The organism is Hymenobacter sp., from assembly GCF_036387835.1.
Lineage (GTDB): Bacteria > Bacteroidota > Bacteroidia > Cytophagales > Hymenobacteraceae > Hymenobacter.
Genome location: NZ_DASVSY010000122.1, coordinates 66596 through 84270, shown reverse-complemented (window position 1 = coordinate 84270; position 17675 = coordinate 66596). Strand labels below are relative to the sequence as shown.

Here is a 17675-nt window from a genome sequence, read left to right as displayed (position 1 = left end):
CGCTATGTTAAATATCGTGCTTTTCGGCCCGCCCGGCGCTGGCAAAGGAACGCAAAGCCAGAAGCTGATTGCTCGCTACAGCCTGGTACACCTATCCACGGGTGATTTGCTCCGCTCCCAAATTGCGCAAGGTACCGAGCTCGGGCTGCGTGCCAAAAAGCTCATGGACGAAGGCTTGCTCGTACCCGACGAGGTGGTCATTGGCATGATTGAAAGTCAGTTGGCCAGCAATACCGAGGCCGCGGGTTTTATCTTTGACGGATTCCCCCGTACCGTTCCGCAGGCAGAAAGCCTCGATGCCCTCATGCAGCGCTACGACACCGGGGTATCGTGCATGATTGCGTTGGAAGTAGCCGAAGAAGAACTGGTGACGCGCCTGCTCGAGCGGGGCAAAACCAGCAACCGCCCCGACGACCAAGACGAAACTAAAATTCGCAAGCGTGTAACCGTATATAACACGGAAACCGCACAAGTGGCAGGCTTCTACGCAGCGCAGCAGAAATTTCATGCCCTAAACGGCATCGGCGCTATCGAAGACATCTTCCAGCAGATCTGCGCTATTGTCGATCAGCACCAGGCGGCCACTACCGAAGATACCCGGCAAGCTACCGACGAAGTAAAAGCGTAACTTTGTAGCTACTGCCCGTTATAGGTAGGGCAGAACTCTCTGTCATGCTGCGCGTTCCACCTCCCGAGTGGAACGCGCAGCATGACAGTCGTTTTTTTACACTACTCACTCAGGAAATAAGCAACTAGGAAGCGCAGCAATTCTTAACTTCTTATTTCTCACTTCTTACTTCAAAAAGTGGCTTCCAACAACTTCATAGATTACGTTAAAATCAATTGCCGCTCGGGAAAGGGTGGGGCAGGCTCGCACCACTTTTTCCGGGCAAAAGGATTACCTAATGGCGGCCCCGACGGGGGCGACGGGGGACGAGGCGGCCACATCATTCTGGAAGGCAACTCGCAGCTCTGGACCCTGCTGCACCTGCAATACCAAAAGCACATCATTGCCAAGCACGGCGAAAACGGTGGCGAAAACCTACGAACCGGCGCGCAGGGCGAAGACATCATCATTCAGGTACCCTTGGGCACCATTGCCCGCGACGCCGAAACCGGTGATAAAAAGCTGGAAATCACCGAGCATGGGCAGCGTCTTATTCTAACCCCTGGTGGCCGGGGAGGACTCGGCAACGACCATTTTAAGTCGGCTACCAACCAAGCCCCCACTTACGCGCAGCCTGGTGAGCCCGGTATCGATGAGTGGGTAATTCTGGAGCTGAAGCTACTGGCTGATGTTGGTTTGGTAGGTTTCCCGAATGCTGGTAAAAGCACACTACTCTCAGTGGTGTCGGCGGCTAAACCGAAAATTGCAGACTACGCTTTCACCACCCTTACCCCCAATTTGGGCGTAGTGGCGTATCGCGATTATAAGTCCTTTGTGATGGCCGATATTCCTGGCATCATAGAGGGAGCAGCAGAAGGCAAGGGTTTAGGAACGCGCTTTTTGCGGCATATCGAGCGCAACTCCATTCTGCTCTTTATGATAGCCTGCGATAGCCCGGACATTGCGGCCGAGTATCAGGTGCTACTTGATGAGCTAGAGCAATTCAACCCCGAGCTACTAGAGAAAAACCGGCTGTTGGCTATTTCCAAATCCGATATGCTGGACGAGGAACTGGAAGCGGAAATGCGCAAAACGTTACCATCTGACTTGCCTACTATCTTCATATCCAGCCTGGCGAATAAAAATATTCAACAGTTAAAGGACATGATTTGGCAAGCGCTTCATTCATAGAAAAAAACGCAGCATGTTATACGCTGCGGGCTTATGCTTGCGTCCGGGAGACAAAGTGCTTGTACTGCTACGTGGCAGTGAAGGAATAATTTAAACAACAGGCGGCACACAAGGAATGCTAGACTTTCCTTGTGTGCCGCCTGTTGTTTTAAGCTGGTAAGCCTAGCTCTAACCGGCTACCGATTCCGTGTTCGTCACGGTGCCGGTCGTGTTTGCGTAGCTGAAGTGAGTTGCCTGCTCGGCACGCAACTGATCAATCAAGCGGCCTTCAGGCAGGATTACATCGTCGTACGTCAACACATGGTCGCGCTCAACATCGTGGCGCAAGATGCAGCCCTCCGCTACCCCGATGGGCAGCAGGTTCTCTTCGCGCGTCACGTCGGCGTTTTCGGCGAGGCCATACGTATGGTAGTGCCCGATACCGTCGAGCTGCTGACCAGCCTTGAGAGCAATCTTAGCGGCCGTAACAACTTCTACCCGCATAGGACCGGCTGGTGCCAACGCCGCATCCTGGAACAGAACTGCCCGCGCAACCGAAGTTGGGGTTTCGAAGTGGCAGAGGTGATACGGAGTGTAGAAGCAGTAAAGTGGTCCGGGTCCTAGCTTGTAGAGCTTCAGGTAATGCTGCTGCACCGGGTCGTTGATGGTGCCAAGCACGAACACACCTGGTCCGGGGTCGGCGCCCACCACGTAGTCGACGATGCCGGGACCACCGTTGAGCAGTAGCTCTTGCGGATACCATTCGGCGGCCTTGGCAATAGGAGTGCCTGGTTCAACGGTCGGGCCCAACATGCCACGGCGGGCTACGCGCATGTCAAGCGCGTTGGCAATAACAGCTTGTTCGAAGCTGATTTTGCTGCCATCGGCAAAACTGGTAACCATGCTCGGGTTCTGGCCCCACTGCCGGGCAAAACCTTCTTGCGTAGTCGGGTTCCGGTACGGATCGTGCAGGCCTTTGATGTTGCCGCATAGTACGGGGGTTACCCCAATACCTTTCACGAAGCGGGCCAAGTTGAGCGTCACGCCCGGCTGGTCACCGTCGGCAACCGTGTAAACCACGCCGGCGCGGTCGGCATACACTTTCAGAATAGCGCCTACCGTACCATCTAGCTCGGCATTGAGTAGGATGATGTGCTTGCCGTGTTTGATAGCCTCCATCACGACGTGGGCCCCGTGCTCTACAGCGCCCGTTACTTCGATGATGGCATCAATGCCTGCTGCCTGACTGAGCAGCAACGCATCATCCGTAATAGCGGGTTGGCCTAGCTGTATGCAGGCTTCGAGCTGTGCTACAGTGCCTACTTCGCGGATATTGGTTACGCCGGAGTCGGTATAAGCCTGCCGGGCTTTATCGATGGTTCGGTTAGCAATGGCTACGAGTTCCATGCCTTGCACGTAGCGGCAGATTTGGCGCGCTACGCCTTGGGCCATGAAGCCAGCGCCGATCATGCCCACCCGGATTGGGTTGCCGGCCTTATGCCGTTGTTCTAAGGCTTTATCAACTATTATCATGAGATTAAGAAAGAAGATGCAAAAAGTGCTTTATAAGCAGCCTTGTGGTTCAGCTAGATAGGTAGAGGCGCTGCCTTTTGCGTGGCTTGGTATGTAAGCTAGAAAATAAACAATGCTACCTCTAGGTTCCTACTTAGGCTGAGCAGAGTCGCAGCTTTGTAGCGCGGAAGCCACAGGAAATCTGTTCCGCGACGAGCGAAGCGAGTATGCCGTACTGCGCCGTATGCTGCTCACGTTTGGGAACTCGCTTCGCTCGTCGCGGAACAGATTTCCTGTGGCTTCCGCGCTACGGGTCACTGATTCTAATTAGCAGCAGCTACCGGCCGCGGAGTGAGCACGTAATCCGGGTGGTTGCCGTCTTTCTCGGAAATCAGCGCGGGCTGTATGGGCCACTGAATGCCGATAGTTGGGTCGTTCCACCGCAAGCCACGCTCGGCGCCGGGGGCGTATTTAGCCGACACCTGATAGGTTACATCCGAATTGTCGGCGAGGGTGATGAAGCCGTGGGCAAAGCGTCCGGGCACGAATAGCATGCGGAAAGAGTCGGCAGTAAGCTCAACGCCAATCCATTCGCCGTACGTCGGCGATTCTTCCCGTAAGTCAACAATCACGTCGTAGATGGCGCCGCGGGTGCAGCGTACCAGCTTGGTTTCTTCGTGCGGAGGCAACTGGTAGTGCATACCGCGTAGCGTGCCGCGGAGCGGGTTTGAGGATACGTTGGCTTGTAGTGGCGGCATGTGAATGCCATGAGCGGCAAACTCGTCTTCGCACCAGGAACGAGCGAAAAAGCCACGGTCATCCGTCCGGCGCTCGACATCGATGATGAAGGCACCAGCTAATTTAGTTGGGGTAAATAGCATGTTAAATAGGATTGAAAGGAGGGTAAAGCAGAATCGGCTGTTTACACAGCGGCTGCTTGAAGCGCTGGCTCAGTCGGCACCTGTGTTGACTGCGGAGCCCACGTAAGCGCCTCGGTTAGCTGCCCTGTCGTTTGTAGGCGGTTGATAACGCGCAAACGCATTAGCTCGGAAGAGCGGAAGTCGGCGTCTTTGAAATTGATACCGAGTAGACCGTCGCGGAGCTCGGCCAGTGTATCAGCCAGAGTACGCACGGGCTGATGGTCAGGGGCTAATTGCCGATACAAGCTGAAATCAACCTTGTAGGAGCGTTTGTCGGGTGGAGCAGCCGAATTCAAGGTCACTTTAGTGCCAGGAATGGCTTCGGCCACTGCTTCGGCTAGCTCGCGTACTTGGTAGTTCCACACGTCGGCACCCACGTTGATGGCCAAAAAGGCACCACCCGTAGTGGTTGGGCGCTTGATAGCCCACTCGATAGCACGGGCCATGTCTTGCACGTGAATCAATGGCCGCCACGGTGAACCATCACTCAAAATAGAGATGGTACCCGCAGAAACTGCCCCCGCCACAAAGTCATTGACTACGAGGTCTAGGCGGAGCCGGTCGCTCCAGCCGCAGGCGGTAGCAAAGCGCAGGCACGTAACGCAAAACGTTTCGTCGGCCAGCGGTTGCAGGTCTTGCTCGCTCATTACTTTAGAGCGGGCATAGGCCGTAAGCGGGTTCAAAGTTGAATCTTCGGTTTTGGCACCTTCGCCCCCGGCACCATAGATGCTGCACGAGCTAGCAAAAATGAACGACCGTACGCCAGCCGCCTTAGCGCGCTGGGCCAGCTGAATACCGGCCGCGTGGTTTACTTCCAGCGTCACGGCCTCGTAGGTTTGCCCCATTGGGTCGTTGCTGATAGCGGATAGGTGCACAATAGCATCTACCCCCTGCAACAAAGTGTCCGGCAATTGGCGCACGTCGCCGAAAACCTGACGATCTAACCGGGTTTCGGGCAAGCGGCCTGCTCCTGTGAGGCAATGCGCGAAATATCCCATATCGTAGCCAATAAGCTCGGCTTGAGGAAACTCCTGCCGTAGGCGCGCAACTACGCCGGGCCCTACGTAGCCCATATTACCAGTGATAAGAATGCGGTTCATTGAAAAGCAGCTAAAAAGCGAAATAACATGTTCTGCTAGTGTGGAAGCAGATAATTTAGAGAAGAGAGCGTGATAAACTGCTGAGACTAGCTAGTCACGAGGGTGCTTGCATTGGGAGCAGGCGTGCTAACGGGCTGCACGGCGGGCGTTGCGGCCGTGCGCGAATCGTTCCATACTTTCCAGGGCGCATCGCCAGCTTGCCAGAGGCCTTCCAGCATGTTCCGGTCGCGCAGCGTGTCCATCGGCTGCCAGAAGCCGGCATGACGGAACGCAGTTAGGCGGCCTTCGGCGGCCAATTGTTCGAGCGGGCCTTTTTCCCACACTGTATCGTCGTCGGGGATATAGTCTAAAACGCTAGGCTCCAACACAAAAAAGCCCCCATTGATCCAGGGCGTTTCGCCGCCAGTGGGTTTCTCGGTGAAGTCGTGAACTGAAGACGAGGTGTCACTCAAGTTGAAGACGCCAAAGCGGCCAGGCTGGCGTACGGCCGTTAACGTGGCAAGGCCTCCCTGCTCGCGGTGGTGCTTAATAGAAGCCGTGATATCTACGTCCCCTACTCCGTCGCCATACGTGAGGCAAAATGTGCTGTCGCCGATGTACTCACGCACCCGGCGCAAGCGGCCACCAGTCATGGTTTCTTGGCCGGTATCAACCAGGGTTACCGTCCAGGGCTCGGCGTGGGCCCGGTGCACGTGCATCTCGTTACGGTCCATACGGAAAGTAACGTCGGCGTTGTGCAGGAAATAGTCGGCGAAGTACTGCTTGATAAGATGGCCCTTGAAGCCACAGCAAATCACGAAATCCGTAATGCCATGGTGAGCGTAAATCTTCATGATGTGCCACAAAATAGGACGACCTCCTATTTCTACCATGGGTTTAGGCCGAATGGCACTTTCTTCACTGATTCGAGTACCGTAGCCACCCGCTAGGATTACTGCTTTCATTGTATCTGTAGTAAATAAGTTAAGTGTGGGAAGAAGGAAAGAGCGCGTTGGGTATGGTAAAATTTTGAGAAGACCTTGAAATCTATAAACTGGCTTGCTTTTTTATAGCGCTTAAAATTAGTCAGGATCTTATAAACTTTCAAACAATTTTCATAAAATTTTCCATAGAATGGCTTTATTTTTTTATAGCGTGTGAGATTAATGCTATAGATTAGCTACATCGTAAAATGCACATGCTACAATGCCAGTGCTTTAGATCATTTCCAGATGAGCTTGACCACAGACTAGGTGCAAATGTTTGTATTGAAGCCAGACAAAGGAACCTGCCGCAAGTGTGTTGTTGTATTCACGTAGAAACTAGAATGCTAGTTTGAATCAAGCACTTGTTTGTGCCACATTGGCAGCACAAATAGCTTTGGCAAACTCCTTGCCCGCACGTTTTGCTATCTGGCTGAAAACAAAGTGAAAAACCCGTTCCGACGAATATTCAATAAAATGGCTGACGATAATAACGTACCCCAGGACGACAATTTAGCTGCGGATCCAGAGCAAGTAACTGGCGAAATGACCGACAACGAAGCATCAGTCTTGACTGATGGGGAAGACACTGCAAAAGCAGAGGACACGACATCGGAAGGCGAGCTAAAGGAGCTCAAAGATAAGTACTTGCGTTTGGCAGCCGAATTTGAGAACTACAAGCGCCGCACTACGAAAGAGCGCGCCGACTTGTTTAAGACTGCCAACCAAGAACTGATGGTGGCCCTGCTGCCTGCCCTCGACGACTTCGAACGGGCACGCACGTTCACTAAAGACACCGAGGATGCCAACGCTGTGCGGGAAAGCATCGACATTATATATAACAAGCTCCAGAAAACCCTGAACCAAAAAGGCCTCGCGCCCATGGAAGTGAAGGGCGGCGCCTTTGACCCTGATTTGCACGAAGCCATTACCCAGATTCCGGCCCCGTCGGAGGAGCTAAAAGGTAAGATTGTGGACGAGGTAGAGCGCGGCTACTACCTTGGCGATAAAGTGATTCGCCACGCAAAAGTGGTACTAGGCAGCTAAGGCTAGTGTTGAGTAGTTGGTGTTGAGTAGTTAGACGATGTTTCTACTTATTGTCCAGCGCTTGATCTTATTACTCAATACGTAACACGTACGACTACAAATGGCAACGAAGCGAGACTATTACGAGGTACTGGGCATAGCAAAAAATGCAGCCGGGGATGAAATCAAGAAGGCCTACCGTAAGGTGGCCATCAAGTATCACCCCGATAAAAACCCCGACGACCCGACAGCCGAAGATAAGTTCAAAGAAGCCGCTGAAGCCTACGAGGTATTATCGGACCAGAACAAGCGCGCCCGCTACGACCAATATGGTCACCAGGGTATGGGCGGCAATGGCGGCGGCCCGAGCATGGAGGACATCTTCAGTCACTTCGGCGACATATTCGGCGGCGGTGGCCAGGGAGGCTTTGAAGGTTTCTTTGGCGGCGGTGGCCGAGGGCAGCAAGGTGGCCGGCGCGTGCGCAAAGGTTCTAACCTACGCATCAAGCTGAAGCTGGACCTGGAGGAAGTGGCCAATGGGGTCGAGAAGAAGATCAAGGTGAAGCGCTATGTAGCGTGCACAACTTGTACTGGTACCGGCGCTAAAAACGGCACCGACTTGAAAACCTGCGGTACCTGCCAAGGCCAGGGCCAGGTGAAACGCGTGGTGAACACCATGCTTGGCCAGATGGTAAGTGCCTCTACCTGCCCTACCTGCGACGGCGAAGGCAAAGTGGTAACCAGCAAGTGCGACGTGTGCCAAGGCGAAGGTCGGCAGTTGCATGAGGAAGTTATTCCGATCAACATTCCCGCCGGCGTAGCCGAGGGAATGCAGCTGAGCATGAACGGCAAAGGCAACTACCCTGAGCGGGGCGGCGTACCCGGCGACTTGCTCATCCAAATCGAGGAAGAGCCGCACGAGCAGCTCAAGCGCGACGGCAACAACATCATGTTCGAGCAGTATATCTCGTTCGTGGATGCCGCACTTGGCGCTAGCATTGAGGTGCCCACCATCGAAGGCAAGGTAAAAATCAAAGTGGACCCCGGCACGCAGCCCGGCAAAATCCTGCGCCTGCGCGGCAAAGGCATCAAGGACATCAACGGCTACGGCCGCGGCGACCAACTCATTCACCTTAGCGTCTGGACGCCCAAGAATGTGACGGGCGAGGAGCGGGAGTTGCTCGAGAAGCTACGTAACGCCCAAAACTTCACCCCGAACCCTGGCAAAAACGAGAAAGGCTTCTTCGAGAAAGTGAAGGAGTACTTTCAATAGAATCACGAATTTGTCCAGATTAAAGCAAACTATACGGATTCTGTGCACCTTCAACAAAAAGCCCGCCCTCCAGTTTGGAGAGCGGGCTTTTTGTTGAAGGTGCGTTCTGCTGCCTTACCTCGCCTGAACTTGCTGAGCGTAACGAGCCTAGACAGCCACGCAGTGGGGGCAAAGTTGCAGATCCGGCAATCGTGCCGCCAGTTGTAACGCGGTGTCAACTATCCAAGTAAAGTGTACGGGTCGTTCTGGCATTCATTTGGCCTGACCTCCCAATCTTCTCTTAAAATAGAAGCAAAGCCAACCTCACGCGGCGGCGGAACGGCAGGTAACGAACAATGAATGGTAACCATGACGCCCTAGCGGAATAGTTGCGTAGTTGTAGGTGTCAGCAAGAGACTGTGGCAGCAAAAAGCCCGTTTGACATTGCCAAACGGGCTTTTTGTTACCCGGCCCACTGCCGCCGAGAGCTGCCTACTTATTGCTTTACAACCCGTTTTGTAACGGCGCCATCGGAGGTATGTACACGTACTGTGTACACGCCTGCTGGTAGCGTGGTCAGGTTGATTTCCTGTTTGATACTTCCCTGTTGCGGACGCAGCGCCATGGTTTGCACCACTTGGCCTACTACATTCAGCACCTCGGCAGGCAAGGTGCCTTGCTCGCGCAAGCCGCTTAAGCTGATGGTGGCGGTGCCGGCCGTTGGGTTTGGATGCAGGGTTGCCGCGGCCTCCAGGCCGGTAGCCCGGCGGGTAGCCAGCGTAACGAAGCTGCCGTACGTGGTGAGGTAGGAATTTACATACCGTCCTAGCGAGGTGTTGTACTCTTGTTCCACTGCCCGACGAACCTCATTAGTAGCAGTGTAAGAAAGCACTGTCCGGTCCGCACTGGTAATAGTCCATGCATTGTTGTTCCAAGATTCGGTTTGGTCCAGGATTAGGTTGCCGAAGTTATCATAGGTGGTAGTAATTCGGTCGTCATTGACCCACATATTGGGAGCCGTGGGTTGCTGCTGCACTTCGACGTAACTGCCATTGGGCTGATACGTTATCGTACTCCGTTGGTCGTCCACCCAAGCACCACCGCTCCACTCCTGATCTTCATAATAGCTAGGAAGCAGCTTGCCCCAATCATACCATGTGATATTGCGGGTACGCTCGTCGTTCACATAGGCCCCATTATTCCATTCCTGATAGACAGCCTCGGTCCATTGATTGTTGGCGTTAACCGTGAAGGTTATGCGTCCATCTTGCTCCCAGATGTTGTTGCTCATATTTAACTGCTCATACACCCGGCTTGTCACTACGTTGGCGGTATTGTATGTATACGTGGTTCGGTAGCTGGACTGGGTTACCCATGCCGTACCGTTCCATGTTTGTCTAACTTGCAGTGTATTATTGCCCTGCGCATCGTAGGTGTACTGTTCCCGCTCATCGTTTACGTAAGCCGAGCCATTCCAGTTCTGGTCGGAGTACTCGGTTACTTGGTTACGAGAGTTGTACGTATAAAATTCTTTGCCTTCTGGCATAGCAGTAGCCGAGTCAGAATAGACCACTTGGGTGTTGTTGCCCCGAGAGTCGTAGCTGTACGTGCTGACCGCACCGGAGGTGTTCCAACGGTTGGCAGTACTATTCCAGGAGCGCCCTGTGCTACGACCCGGTAGCGTAATAGTGGCAGTACCACGGTGCGCGTTGTAAACGGATGCAAGATGGGTGTGCTGGGACTCACCTTTGCCTAGCAGGAGCTTCACGGCACGGGTGGGAGTTTGTGTTTGCGCGTAGGTAGCAGGAACGGCAAGTAACCAGCCAACCAAGCAGGAGAGTAACGTTTTCTTCATTTCGTTTTATTATAAATTTTGAATATGCTATTTATAAAAGATTATAATCTCAGCATAATATAGTTTAGTGAAATGTTGAAAAATACCTAAAACTAGGTATGCCTTAGCAAGAGCAAAGTCGCATGATTAAATAAAAACTGCCGCTAGCTGTAATGCCACGGCTGGGCTGCCGATATAGGGTATGAAACTGCTGCCCGCATGAGTCCCGTTGCACCCTCTACTGATTTTATAGCTGTCGTCAACGAGTACCAGCCGCTACTGCGGCGGGTGTGCCGTTTGTATTGCGCCGATACCGACGACCGGCAGGACTTGTTTCAGGAGGTGGTGCTGCAACTCTGGCGGGCGTGGCCGAAGTATGTGCCCCAGCCCGGCACCAAGCTCAGCACCTGGCTCTACCGTATTGCCCTGAACGTGGCCATCAGTAACCTGCGCCAGCGCACCCGCCGGCCCCAGCCCACCAGCCTGGAAGGAGCCGCCCTGCAACTGGCGCAGGAGGTAGAGCCGGCCGGCTACGAGCCTGAAGAAATGGCCGCGCTTTATTCCGCTATCAACCGGCTTTCCGATGTGGATAAAGCCTTTGTGCTGCTCTATCTGGAAGAGCGCACCTACGAAGAAATGGCCGAGATTCTCGGTATCACTCAAAATAATGTGCGCGTGAAAATGCACCGCGTGCAAGACAAGCTTCGCCACCTGCTTACCCAACCCGCCTAATGGAACTTGATGATTTACGCCGAGCCTGGAAGCAGCCTACTGCAGCCGAAGCACCGCCGGCTCTCGATAAGGCCGCGGTAGCCAAGCTGCTGGCGTACGGAGCCGATTCGCCCGTGGCCAAGATGCAGCGCAATGCCCGCGTCGAAATGGTTCTGACAGCGCTGCTGATGCTTCTACCTTTCGCATTTATGCGGCCCAACAAGCCACTTACCGTGTTTTGGACGACTTTCATGGTGGTGTTAGGGTCTGGGCAGCTGTATTATTACTACTACAAGCTAGGCGTGCTGCGCCGAATGGCAACCGTGGAGGGCAACGTACGGGACCACCTGCGGAAGCTATGCCTGGAGTTGCGCCGCTTGCTTCGTTTCCTCTACCGCGTCACGCTGGCTACCGGGCCTGTTACGTTGTTGCTGCTTTTCGGGTCGTATGTGGCCATAGAACAGGTTCGGCCAGCCGGTTTACGGCCCCAGTTTCTGTTAATTGTTGCGGGCGTGACATTGGTCTTAGGTTTCTTTATACAGCTGTGCGTGCTCTACGGCACCCGTCGCTACTTGCAGCGCCTCTACGGCCAGCACCTCGACCGGCTGGAAACTTCATTGCAGGAACTAGAAGAGTAGGCTGTTGCCAGCCGCAAAATTTCGCCGCATCAGCATAGTAAAATCTCTACATTTAGACTCCACGTTTCACCTTCCTTTCAGCCGTGCAACCCATTCTACAAGCTATTAACGTGCACAAGGCCTACGCCGCGCACGTCGCCCTCGACGGCGTCAGCCTCGACATTCCCGAGCGGAGCATCTTTGGCTTACTTGGCCCCAACGGCGCCGGCAAGACGTCCCTCATCCGCATTATTACGCAAATAACCGCGGCTGATTCCGGCGAAATCCGGGTGCGGGGTGAGAAACTTAATCCCCGGCACATCAGCCAGATTGGCTACCTGCCTGAGGAGCGGGGGCTCTACAAAAAGATGAAGGTAGGAGAACAGCTCCTGTATCTGGCTCAGCTTAGGGGGCTTTCTAAAGCCGATGCTACCCAGCGCATCAAAAGCTGGCTTGATCGGTTGGAACTGCGCCCCTGGGTGAGCAAGAATGTGGAAGACCTCAGCAAGGGCATGCAGCAGAAGGTGCAGTTCATTGCCACGGTGCTGCACGAGCCTAGCATTATTATCCTGGACGAGCCGTTTTCCGGCTTCGACCCCATCAACGCCAACCTTATTAAAGACGAAATTCTGCAGCTGCGCGAACGGGGAGCCACCATCATTTTCAGTACCCACCGCATGGAATCGGTGGAAGAGCTCTGCGACAACATTGCCTTAATCAACCGCTCCCACAAGGTGCTCGACGGCTCGGTGCGGGACATTAAAAATACCTTCAGAACGCAAACCTACGAGGTGGAAGGACGTGGCCGACTCATGGTTACACACCCCGATTTTGAAGTGCTGGAGCACAAAGAGCGGGAAAACGGCCATTTCTACGACCGAATAAAACTGCACGCCAACACCACTCCCAACGACTTGCTGCGCTACCTCATTAACAACGTGGAAGTGCACACTTTCCGGGAGCAAATTCCAAGCATCAACGACATCTTCATCCGTCGGGTGCAGGAAACCATGCCCGAAAGCCTACTGGAAGAAGTGAGAAGGTAGAATAAAGGAGTTAGGAGTTAGGAGTGGGAATAACTTCCAGTCTCTGTCTCTAAACTCCTGGCTCTATACCTCCAACTCCTAGCCCATCCTCCTGTCTCCTAACTCCTAGCTCCTAACTCCTCCCTTCTCATGGATAAAATATGGTTGATCCTGCAGCGCGAATACCTAACGCGGGTGCGGAAAAAAAGCTTTCTAATCATGTCGTTGCTGGCGCCGCTGCTGTTGGCGGGTACCACCATCGGTATTGCCAAGCTGTCAGGCTCTTCCGATATGGATGTGGTAGCCGTTTTCGACGAGAGCGGGCAGCGCCTGTTGCAGCAGCTCGCCGGTACCGATGATGTGCGGTTCGTACCTGCTACGGGCAATTCACTGGCCGCCGCCACCGAGGCGTTTAAAAAGGCGAAGCCCAAGCAAAACGGGCTGCTTTATTTTCCGCCGAGCTTCACAATGGATAACACGAAAGGCATTCAACTGCTAGCCGATGGTAATGTGAGCTTGAAGCGCCAAAGCACGATCCGGAAAGCAGTAAACAAAGCGGTAGGCGAACTGAAGATGAGCCGCTCCGGCCTCAACCAAACCACCATCGACAATCTGCAGGCGAATGTGGAGCTGGATGCCGTGGACTTAACGCAACAAGGCGGCCGCAAAAACAATGTGGGCGCCACCACTGGCGCTGCTTACATCCTCTCGATTCTGGTGTACATGTTCATCTTCATCTACGGCGTGCAGGTGATGCGCGGGGTGAGCGAAGAGAAATCCAGCCGGATTATGGAGGTAATGCTATCCTCAGTGAAGCCGTTTCAGCTGATGATGGGCAAGATTCTTGGAATTGCGGCGGTGGTATTCACGCAGTTTGCGCTGTGGATCGTGCTGTCGTGGGGACTGACGACGGTAGTGGCGCCTTTGCTAACGGACTCCATTCGGAAGTCGCCCCCCGCCGCGGCGGCAGCGGGTATTCAGGAAGCAGCCGCGGCGCGTGAAAAATCGTTGGCTACCGCTGATGCTACGCCCGCCGTAACCCCGGCTTCGGTGGAAGCTAGCAGCCCCTGGAGCTTCCTCGATGGCCTGCCCGTGGCTACTATCATTGGGGGCTTCCTGTTCTTTTTTCTAGGTGGCTACTTGCTGTACTCGTCGATGTTTGCGGCCATTGGAGCCGCCGTTGATGATCAGACCGACGCACAGCAATTCATGTTCCCGGTCACGGTTCCTCTCATCTTGAGCTATATCGTTAGTATCAACGTGATTATCAATGGCGACCCGAACGGCCCACTGGCTTTCTGGCTGTCTATGATTCCGTTCACTTCGCCTATTGCCATGGTCATGCGCTTGCCTTTCGGAGTACCGCTTTGGCAGGTGCTGTTATCGGCGGTGCTGTTGATAGGAGGCTTCATATTCACCACGTGGGTGGCCAGCCGTATTTACCGGGTGGGGGTGCTGATGTACGGCAAGAAAGTGAACTACCGCGAGTTGTCGCGCTGGATGTTCTACAAAGGCTAAGGTAAAGTAGCGCCTTAGCTTGTGCCTTCCTGCAAAAGCCCCGGTGCCGTTGGTGCCGGGGTTTTCGTTGTTTAAGGGCGGAGCTGTCCGGAACATTTCCCACCATGGGTGGGTATCTAAGTGTATGCACGCACAACCCCAAATTCAGAAGTTTCTCCGGCCACTGACCATCTGGCTGATCCTTTTGGTTGTTTCCAGCTTCACCGCTGCCGATAAGCCAGCCTATCGTTTGTTCACCGCCACCGGCAAGTCCGTCGACTACGAGAAGATGCTGAAAGAGCTGGCGCAAGCGGATGTGGTCTTCTTCGGCGAGCAGCACAACGACCCGATGGGGCATTGGCTGGAACTGCAACTCACAAAAGACCTGGCTGCTGCCAAGCAGGGCCAGTTTGTGCTTGGTATGGAGATGTTGGAGCGCGACGTGCAGCCCCTGGTCGACCAGTACACCACTGGCGAGCTAGACGACAAGGCATTTGAAGAGCAAAGCCGCCCCTGGCCCAACTACGCCACCGATTACAAGCCGTTGCTGCAACTGGCAAAGCAGCAAAAGTTCAGAGTAGTTGGTACCAACGTGCCGCGCCGCTATGCCTCTCAAGTAGCGAAAGGCAGTCTGACCGCGTTGAATGAGCTGCCCACCGAAGAAAAAGCCTGGATAGTGCCACTGCCCATAACGGTCGATTACGAGTTGCCCGGCTACAAGAACATGGCGAAAATGTTCGGGGGCGACGCCACCCACGCCACCGGGGTGCAAAACATCATTCAGGCCCAAGCCTTGAAAGACGCCACCATGGCGCACTTCTTGGCGCAAGCCCGCACCGACGGCCAATTGCTGCTCCACCTCAACGGCAGCTACCACTCCGACAACCACGACGGTATTATCGCCTACCTGCGCCAAACCAACCCCAAGCTGAAGGTGCTCACCATCAGCACTGTTTCGCAGGAGCAGCTAAGCAAGCTGGACAAGGACAATGAGAAGAAGGCCGACTTCGTGCTGGTAGTGCCCGCCGACATGACCAAAACGTATTAGGTTGTTGCAGCCGATTTAGCTGGCGCCGCCAGAACACTGCGTACTTCTGTGTAAACTTCTGCGTCCTCTGGCGGAACCAACACCAGAACAACCAAGATTAGCCTATGCAACCCATACTCTCCACTCAGAACTACGCCGCCCTCCCCGACAACCAAACGCTGCAACGGCTCTGCAAAGCCCTGGCCGTGCTCGATGCCATTAACTCGCCGGAAGTGGAATACCGCTACCACACCTACGACGCCAATTGGGACCAGGGAGAAGAGTTTTTCGAGTTGAACGACGGGGAAGGCGACCAACTAGTGGTGCTGTTTCGGGAAGAGGGCTGCGTAATAAACGGCTACGCCGATGGCCTCGAACAGCCCGATAAAGCGCGCGTAACCCGCGGGCTACCGGAGGTGTTCGACGAGTTTATGTTTGGCGAGCCAGTCAATTCCATCGGCACTACGTTCTGCCTGTGGTACACGCCACGCTACGGCTGGCAAACCGGTCCGCTCGAAAACGAGGAAGACGGCTCCGAAGATTTGCTGTACATCTTCGATGGGTTGCCCCAAACCTACGTGGAGTGGGCCACCGAATACTTCGACGAAGACGCAACCAAGCAGCCCATCGACCTCACCGCAGTTGCTCGTATTTACCAAGCAGAACCGCTCACCAAAGCCATGGTGCTGGCCATCGTGGAGAAGGTAGACGACTGGCTGCAACTGGAAAACGACCTGCAAGGAATTGGCTACCCGTACGATTTTAGCTAGTCACACTTCTTAAAAAAGGTTACGTAATTGATAACGGAACAGTCAAGAGGAATGAACAACTACGAGTTGTTGGATTTAATTCGCCGCCGTCCGGCTATGTATATAGGCCGTCATTCCACAACACACTTGAGATGCTTTTTAGATGGCTACTCTATGTGTTATCATACAGCACAGCTAGTTATTCATGATGAAGTCCCTGATTTTGGGGGCTTCTACGATTGGGTTGCGAATAAGCTAGGATACTCAGATTCTGTGAGAGGTTGGGCAAATAGGATAAACGAGCAGCGGCAGGACCCAGAGGAAGCACTTTGGCTATTTTATGAACTTCTAGATGAGTACCGCGAACTGAGACCACGCATACTTGCTCAGGTAGACTATATACAACCCCTAACTCCTAACCCTACTTTATACAACTACTATGGACTACGTGGTCAACAGAATTTCACTACGAAACCCAGACCAGCAATTCTATCCATTGAAGAAGTATTACCTAATCAACAGTGGGTGGCGCTCTATGCCAAGAAAGATGGGATTATTCTCGATAGATGGCCTGCTAACACAGTAAATGACGCTGTAAAGCGGGCAAGCGAAGTATTTGGGGTAGACCCGGTTGATTGGAACTTTACGTAGCCACAATGAAGGCTACCCGCTGTCATCTCTGGATTTTATTAGTTCTGCTACTTTTTAATTGTCGGGTGCTAGCTCAACGTGCGCAGCAACCGGCTTTCACGGTGGTGCCACTCGGGGTGAAAGGAGGCATTGAGGAAGGCAACCTGTCTGCTTATCTGGTGGCGCCGGTCGGCAGTACTTCCTACGTTTGCCTCGATGCCGGAAGCTTACACCAAGGCATCGAGAAAGCCATTGCCAACAAGGTGTTTGCCGTGCAAGCCGACACGGTATTGCGCAGCTACATCAAGGCCTACTTACTCTCGCACGCCCACCTCGACCACGTAGCCGGCCTGCTCCTCAACGCCCCCGACGATGCGCCCAAAACCATCTACGGCCTGCCCGAGTGCCTGACGATTATACAGCGCGACTACTTCAACTGGCAAGCCTGGCCTAACTTCGGGAGTGGCGGCAAGTCGCCGGCGCTCCGCAAGTACCAGTTGCGTGAGCTGATGCCCCGGCAGGAAACAACCATCGAGCACACTGCGCTGCGGGTGCAGGCTTTTCCTTTGAGCCACGCCGCCCCTTACCAAAGCGCCGCTTTTCTGCTAAAGAGCCAAGATTCCTACCTGCTGTATTTAGGCGATACGGGGGCCGATGAGCTAGAGAAAACCCACAACCTGCGCGACTTGTGGCAGGCTATCAAACCGCTGGTGGTTGCCCACAAACTCAAAGCCATCTTCATTGAAGCCTCTTACCCAAATGAACAGCCCGAAAACCAACTGTTCGGCCACCTCACGCCGGCCCGCCTGCTGCAAGAGCTAACCTCGCTCAGTCAACTAACCGGTACCGACGCGTTGCGCGGCTTACCTGTCGTAGTCACGCACCTGAAACCTACGGCCGCGAATGAAGCGGCTATCAAAAAGCAGCTAGCAGCAGGCAATAAACTGCAAGTGAAGCTGATCTTCCCGGAGCAAGGGCAGCGGCTGGAGTTTTAACAATGTAGAGACGCGACACGTCGCGTCTCCTGGTTGCTGAC

General features: G+C 54.1%; 17 protein-coding genes. 12 read left to right on the top strand and 5 right to left on the bottom strand.

From position 1 onward, the window contains the following. Positions 1 to 4: 4 nt before the first annotated feature. Positions 5 to 628, top strand: a complete 624-nt coding sequence (locus tag VF639_RS24520) for an adenylate kinase (protein WP_331148598.1) — start codon at positions 5 to 7, stop codon at positions 626 to 628. Positions 629 to 805: 177 nt separating this feature from the next. Then, positions 806 to 1798, top strand: coding sequence for a GTPase ObgE (obgE, locus tag VF639_RS24515; RefSeq protein ID WP_331148597.1), 993 nt, complete (start codon positions 806 to 808; stop codon positions 1796 to 1798). 168 nt (positions 1799 to 1966) lie between these two features. Here obgE and VF639_RS24510 read toward each other — a convergent pair whose 3' ends face one another. The 4 genes from VF639_RS24510 to rfbF all read right to left on the bottom strand — a co-directional run bounded on the left by VF639_RS24510 (position 1967) and on the right by rfbF (position 6253). After that, positions 1967 to 3310, bottom strand: a complete 1344-nt coding sequence (locus tag VF639_RS24510; RefSeq protein ID WP_331148596.1) for an NAD(P)H-dependent oxidoreductase — start codon at positions 3308 to 3310, stop codon at positions 1967 to 1969. A gap of 302 nt (positions 3311 to 3612) precedes the next feature. Then, positions 3613 to 4170, bottom strand: a complete 558-nt coding sequence (rfbC, locus tag VF639_RS24505) for a dTDP-4-dehydrorhamnose 3,5-epimerase (protein ID WP_331148595.1) — start codon at positions 4168 to 4170, stop codon at positions 3613 to 3615. Between the two features lie 41 nt (positions 4171 to 4211). Next, on the bottom strand, positions 4212 to 5309 hold the full coding sequence (locus tag VF639_RS24500; RefSeq protein ID WP_331148594.1) for an NAD-dependent epimerase/dehydratase family protein: 1098 nt from the start codon (positions 5307 to 5309) through the stop codon (positions 4212 to 4214). A gap of 86 nt (positions 5310 to 5395) precedes the next feature. Next, positions 5396 to 6253 carry a glucose-1-phosphate cytidylyltransferase gene (gene rfbF / locus VF639_RS24495; RefSeq protein ID WP_331148593.1) on the bottom strand — a complete coding sequence of 286 codons (858 nt, stop codon included), beginning with the start codon at positions 6251 to 6253 and terminating at the stop codon, positions 5396 to 5398. Between the two features lie 495 nt (positions 6254 to 6748). Here rfbF and VF639_RS24490 point away from each other — a divergent pair, with 495 nt between their 5' ends. Together VF639_RS24490 and dnaJ are read left to right on the top strand one after the other, a co-directional pair. Beyond that, positions 6749 to 7318, top strand: coding sequence for a nucleotide exchange factor GrpE (locus VF639_RS24490; protein ID WP_331148592.1), 570 nt, complete (start codon positions 6749 to 6751; stop codon positions 7316 to 7318). 100 nt (positions 7319 to 7418) lie between these two features. Next, the gene (gene dnaJ, locus VF639_RS24485; RefSeq protein WP_331148591.1) at positions 7419 to 8570 is read left to right on the top strand and encodes a molecular chaperone DnaJ; all 1152 of its coding nucleotides are present in this window, start codon (positions 7419 to 7421) and stop codon (positions 8568 to 8570) included. A 475-nt stretch (positions 8571 to 9045) separates the two neighbouring features. Here the strand turns inward: dnaJ and VF639_RS24480 are convergent, their stop codons facing one another. Beyond that, on the bottom strand, positions 9046 to 10404 hold the full coding sequence (locus VF639_RS24480) for a T9SS type A sorting domain-containing protein (RefSeq protein WP_331148590.1): 1359 nt from the start codon (positions 10402 to 10404) through the stop codon (positions 9046 to 9048). Positions 10405 to 10602: 198 nt separating this feature from the next. Here VF639_RS24480 and VF639_RS24475 point away from each other — a divergent pair, with 198 nt between their 5' ends. The 8 genes from VF639_RS24475 to VF639_RS24440 all read left to right on the top strand — a co-directional run bounded on the left by VF639_RS24475 (position 10603) and on the right by VF639_RS24440 (position 17634). Beyond that, complete coding sequence (locus VF639_RS24475) at positions 10603 to 11115, top strand: RNA polymerase sigma factor (protein WP_331148589.1); 513 nt, start codon at positions 10603 to 10605, stop codon at positions 11113 to 11115. Then, entirely contained in the window at positions 11115 to 11732 is a 618-nt protein-coding gene (locus VF639_RS24470) for a hypothetical protein (RefSeq protein WP_331148588.1), read from the top strand. The genes VF639_RS24475 and VF639_RS24470 overlap by 1 nt, the downstream gene beginning before the upstream one ends. Before the next feature lie 83 nt (positions 11733 to 11815). After that, the gene (locus VF639_RS24465; protein WP_331148587.1) at positions 11816 to 12757 is read left to right on the top strand and encodes an ABC transporter ATP-binding protein; all 942 of its coding nucleotides are present in this window, start codon (positions 11816 to 11818) and stop codon (positions 12755 to 12757) included. A 129-nt stretch (positions 12758 to 12886) separates the two neighbouring features. Next, entirely contained in the window at positions 12887 to 14254 is a 1368-nt protein-coding gene (locus VF639_RS24460) for an ABC transporter permease (RefSeq protein ID WP_331148586.1), read from the top strand. A 124-nt stretch (positions 14255 to 14378) separates the two neighbouring features. Then, complete coding sequence (locus VF639_RS24455; protein ID WP_331148585.1) at positions 14379 to 15281, top strand: ChaN family lipoprotein; 903 nt, start codon at positions 14379 to 14381, stop codon at positions 15279 to 15281. A gap of 104 nt (positions 15282 to 15385) precedes the next feature. Then, complete coding sequence (locus VF639_RS24450; protein WP_331148584.1) at positions 15386 to 16030, top strand: hypothetical protein; 645 nt, start codon at positions 15386 to 15388, stop codon at positions 16028 to 16030. 51 nt (positions 16031 to 16081) lie between these two features. After that, positions 16082 to 16660: a hypothetical protein gene (locus VF639_RS24445; protein ID WP_331148583.1), complete on the top strand. Its 579-nt coding sequence runs from the start codon at positions 16082 to 16084 to the stop codon at positions 16658 to 16660. Positions 16661 to 16725: 65 nt separating this feature from the next. Next, positions 16726 to 17634, top strand: coding sequence for a 3',5'-cyclic-nucleotide phosphodiesterase (locus tag VF639_RS24440; protein ID WP_331148582.1), 909 nt, complete (start codon positions 16726 to 16728; stop codon positions 17632 to 17634). Positions 17635 to 17675: the final 41 nt, after the last annotated feature.

Coding starts and splice junctions, on each gene's coding strand:
- VF639_RS24475 (WP_331148589.1), top strand. CDS start 10,603: ATGAGTCCCGTTGCACCCTCTACTGATTTTATAGCTGTCGTCAACGAG.
- rfbC (WP_331148595.1), bottom strand. CDS start 4,170: ATGCTATTTACCCCAACTAAATTAGCTGGTGCCTTCATCATCGATGTC.
- VF639_RS24500 (WP_331148594.1), bottom strand. CDS start 5,309: ATGAACCGCATTCTTATCACTGGTAATATGGGCTACGTAGGGCCCGGC.
- VF639_RS24445 (WP_331148583.1), top strand. CDS start 16,082: ATGAACAACTACGAGTTGTTGGATTTAATTCGCCGCCGTCCGGCTATG.
- dnaJ (WP_331148591.1), top strand. CDS start 7,419: ATGGCAACGAAGCGAGACTATTACGAGGTACTGGGCATAGCAAAAAAT.
- VF639_RS24520 (WP_331148598.1), top strand. CDS start 5: ATGTTAAATATCGTGCTTTTCGGCCCGCCCGGCGCTGGCAAAGGAACG.
- VF639_RS24450 (WP_331148584.1), top strand. CDS start 15,386: ATGCAACCCATACTCTCCACTCAGAACTACGCCGCCCTCCCCGACAAC.
- VF639_RS24510 (WP_331148596.1), bottom strand. CDS start 3,310: ATGATAATAGTTGATAAAGCCTTAGAACAACGGCATAAGGCCGGCAAC.
- VF639_RS24490 (WP_331148592.1), top strand. CDS start 6,749: ATGGCTGACGATAATAACGTACCCCAGGACGACAATTTAGCTGCGGAT.
- VF639_RS24460 (WP_331148586.1), top strand. CDS start 12,887: ATGGATAAAATATGGTTGATCCTGCAGCGCGAATACCTAACGCGGGTG.
- rfbF (WP_331148593.1), bottom strand. CDS start 6,253: ATGAAAGCAGTAATCCTAGCGGGTGGCTACGGTACTCGAATCAGTGAA.
- VF639_RS24470 (WP_331148588.1), top strand. CDS start 11,115: ATGGAACTTGATGATTTACGCCGAGCCTGGAAGCAGCCTACTGCAGCC.
- VF639_RS24455 (WP_331148585.1), top strand. CDS start 14,379: ATGCACGCACAACCCCAAATTCAGAAGTTTCTCCGGCCACTGACCATC.
- VF639_RS24480 (WP_331148590.1), bottom strand. CDS start 10,404: ATGAAGAAAACGTTACTCTCCTGCTTGGTTGGCTGGTTACTTGCCGTT.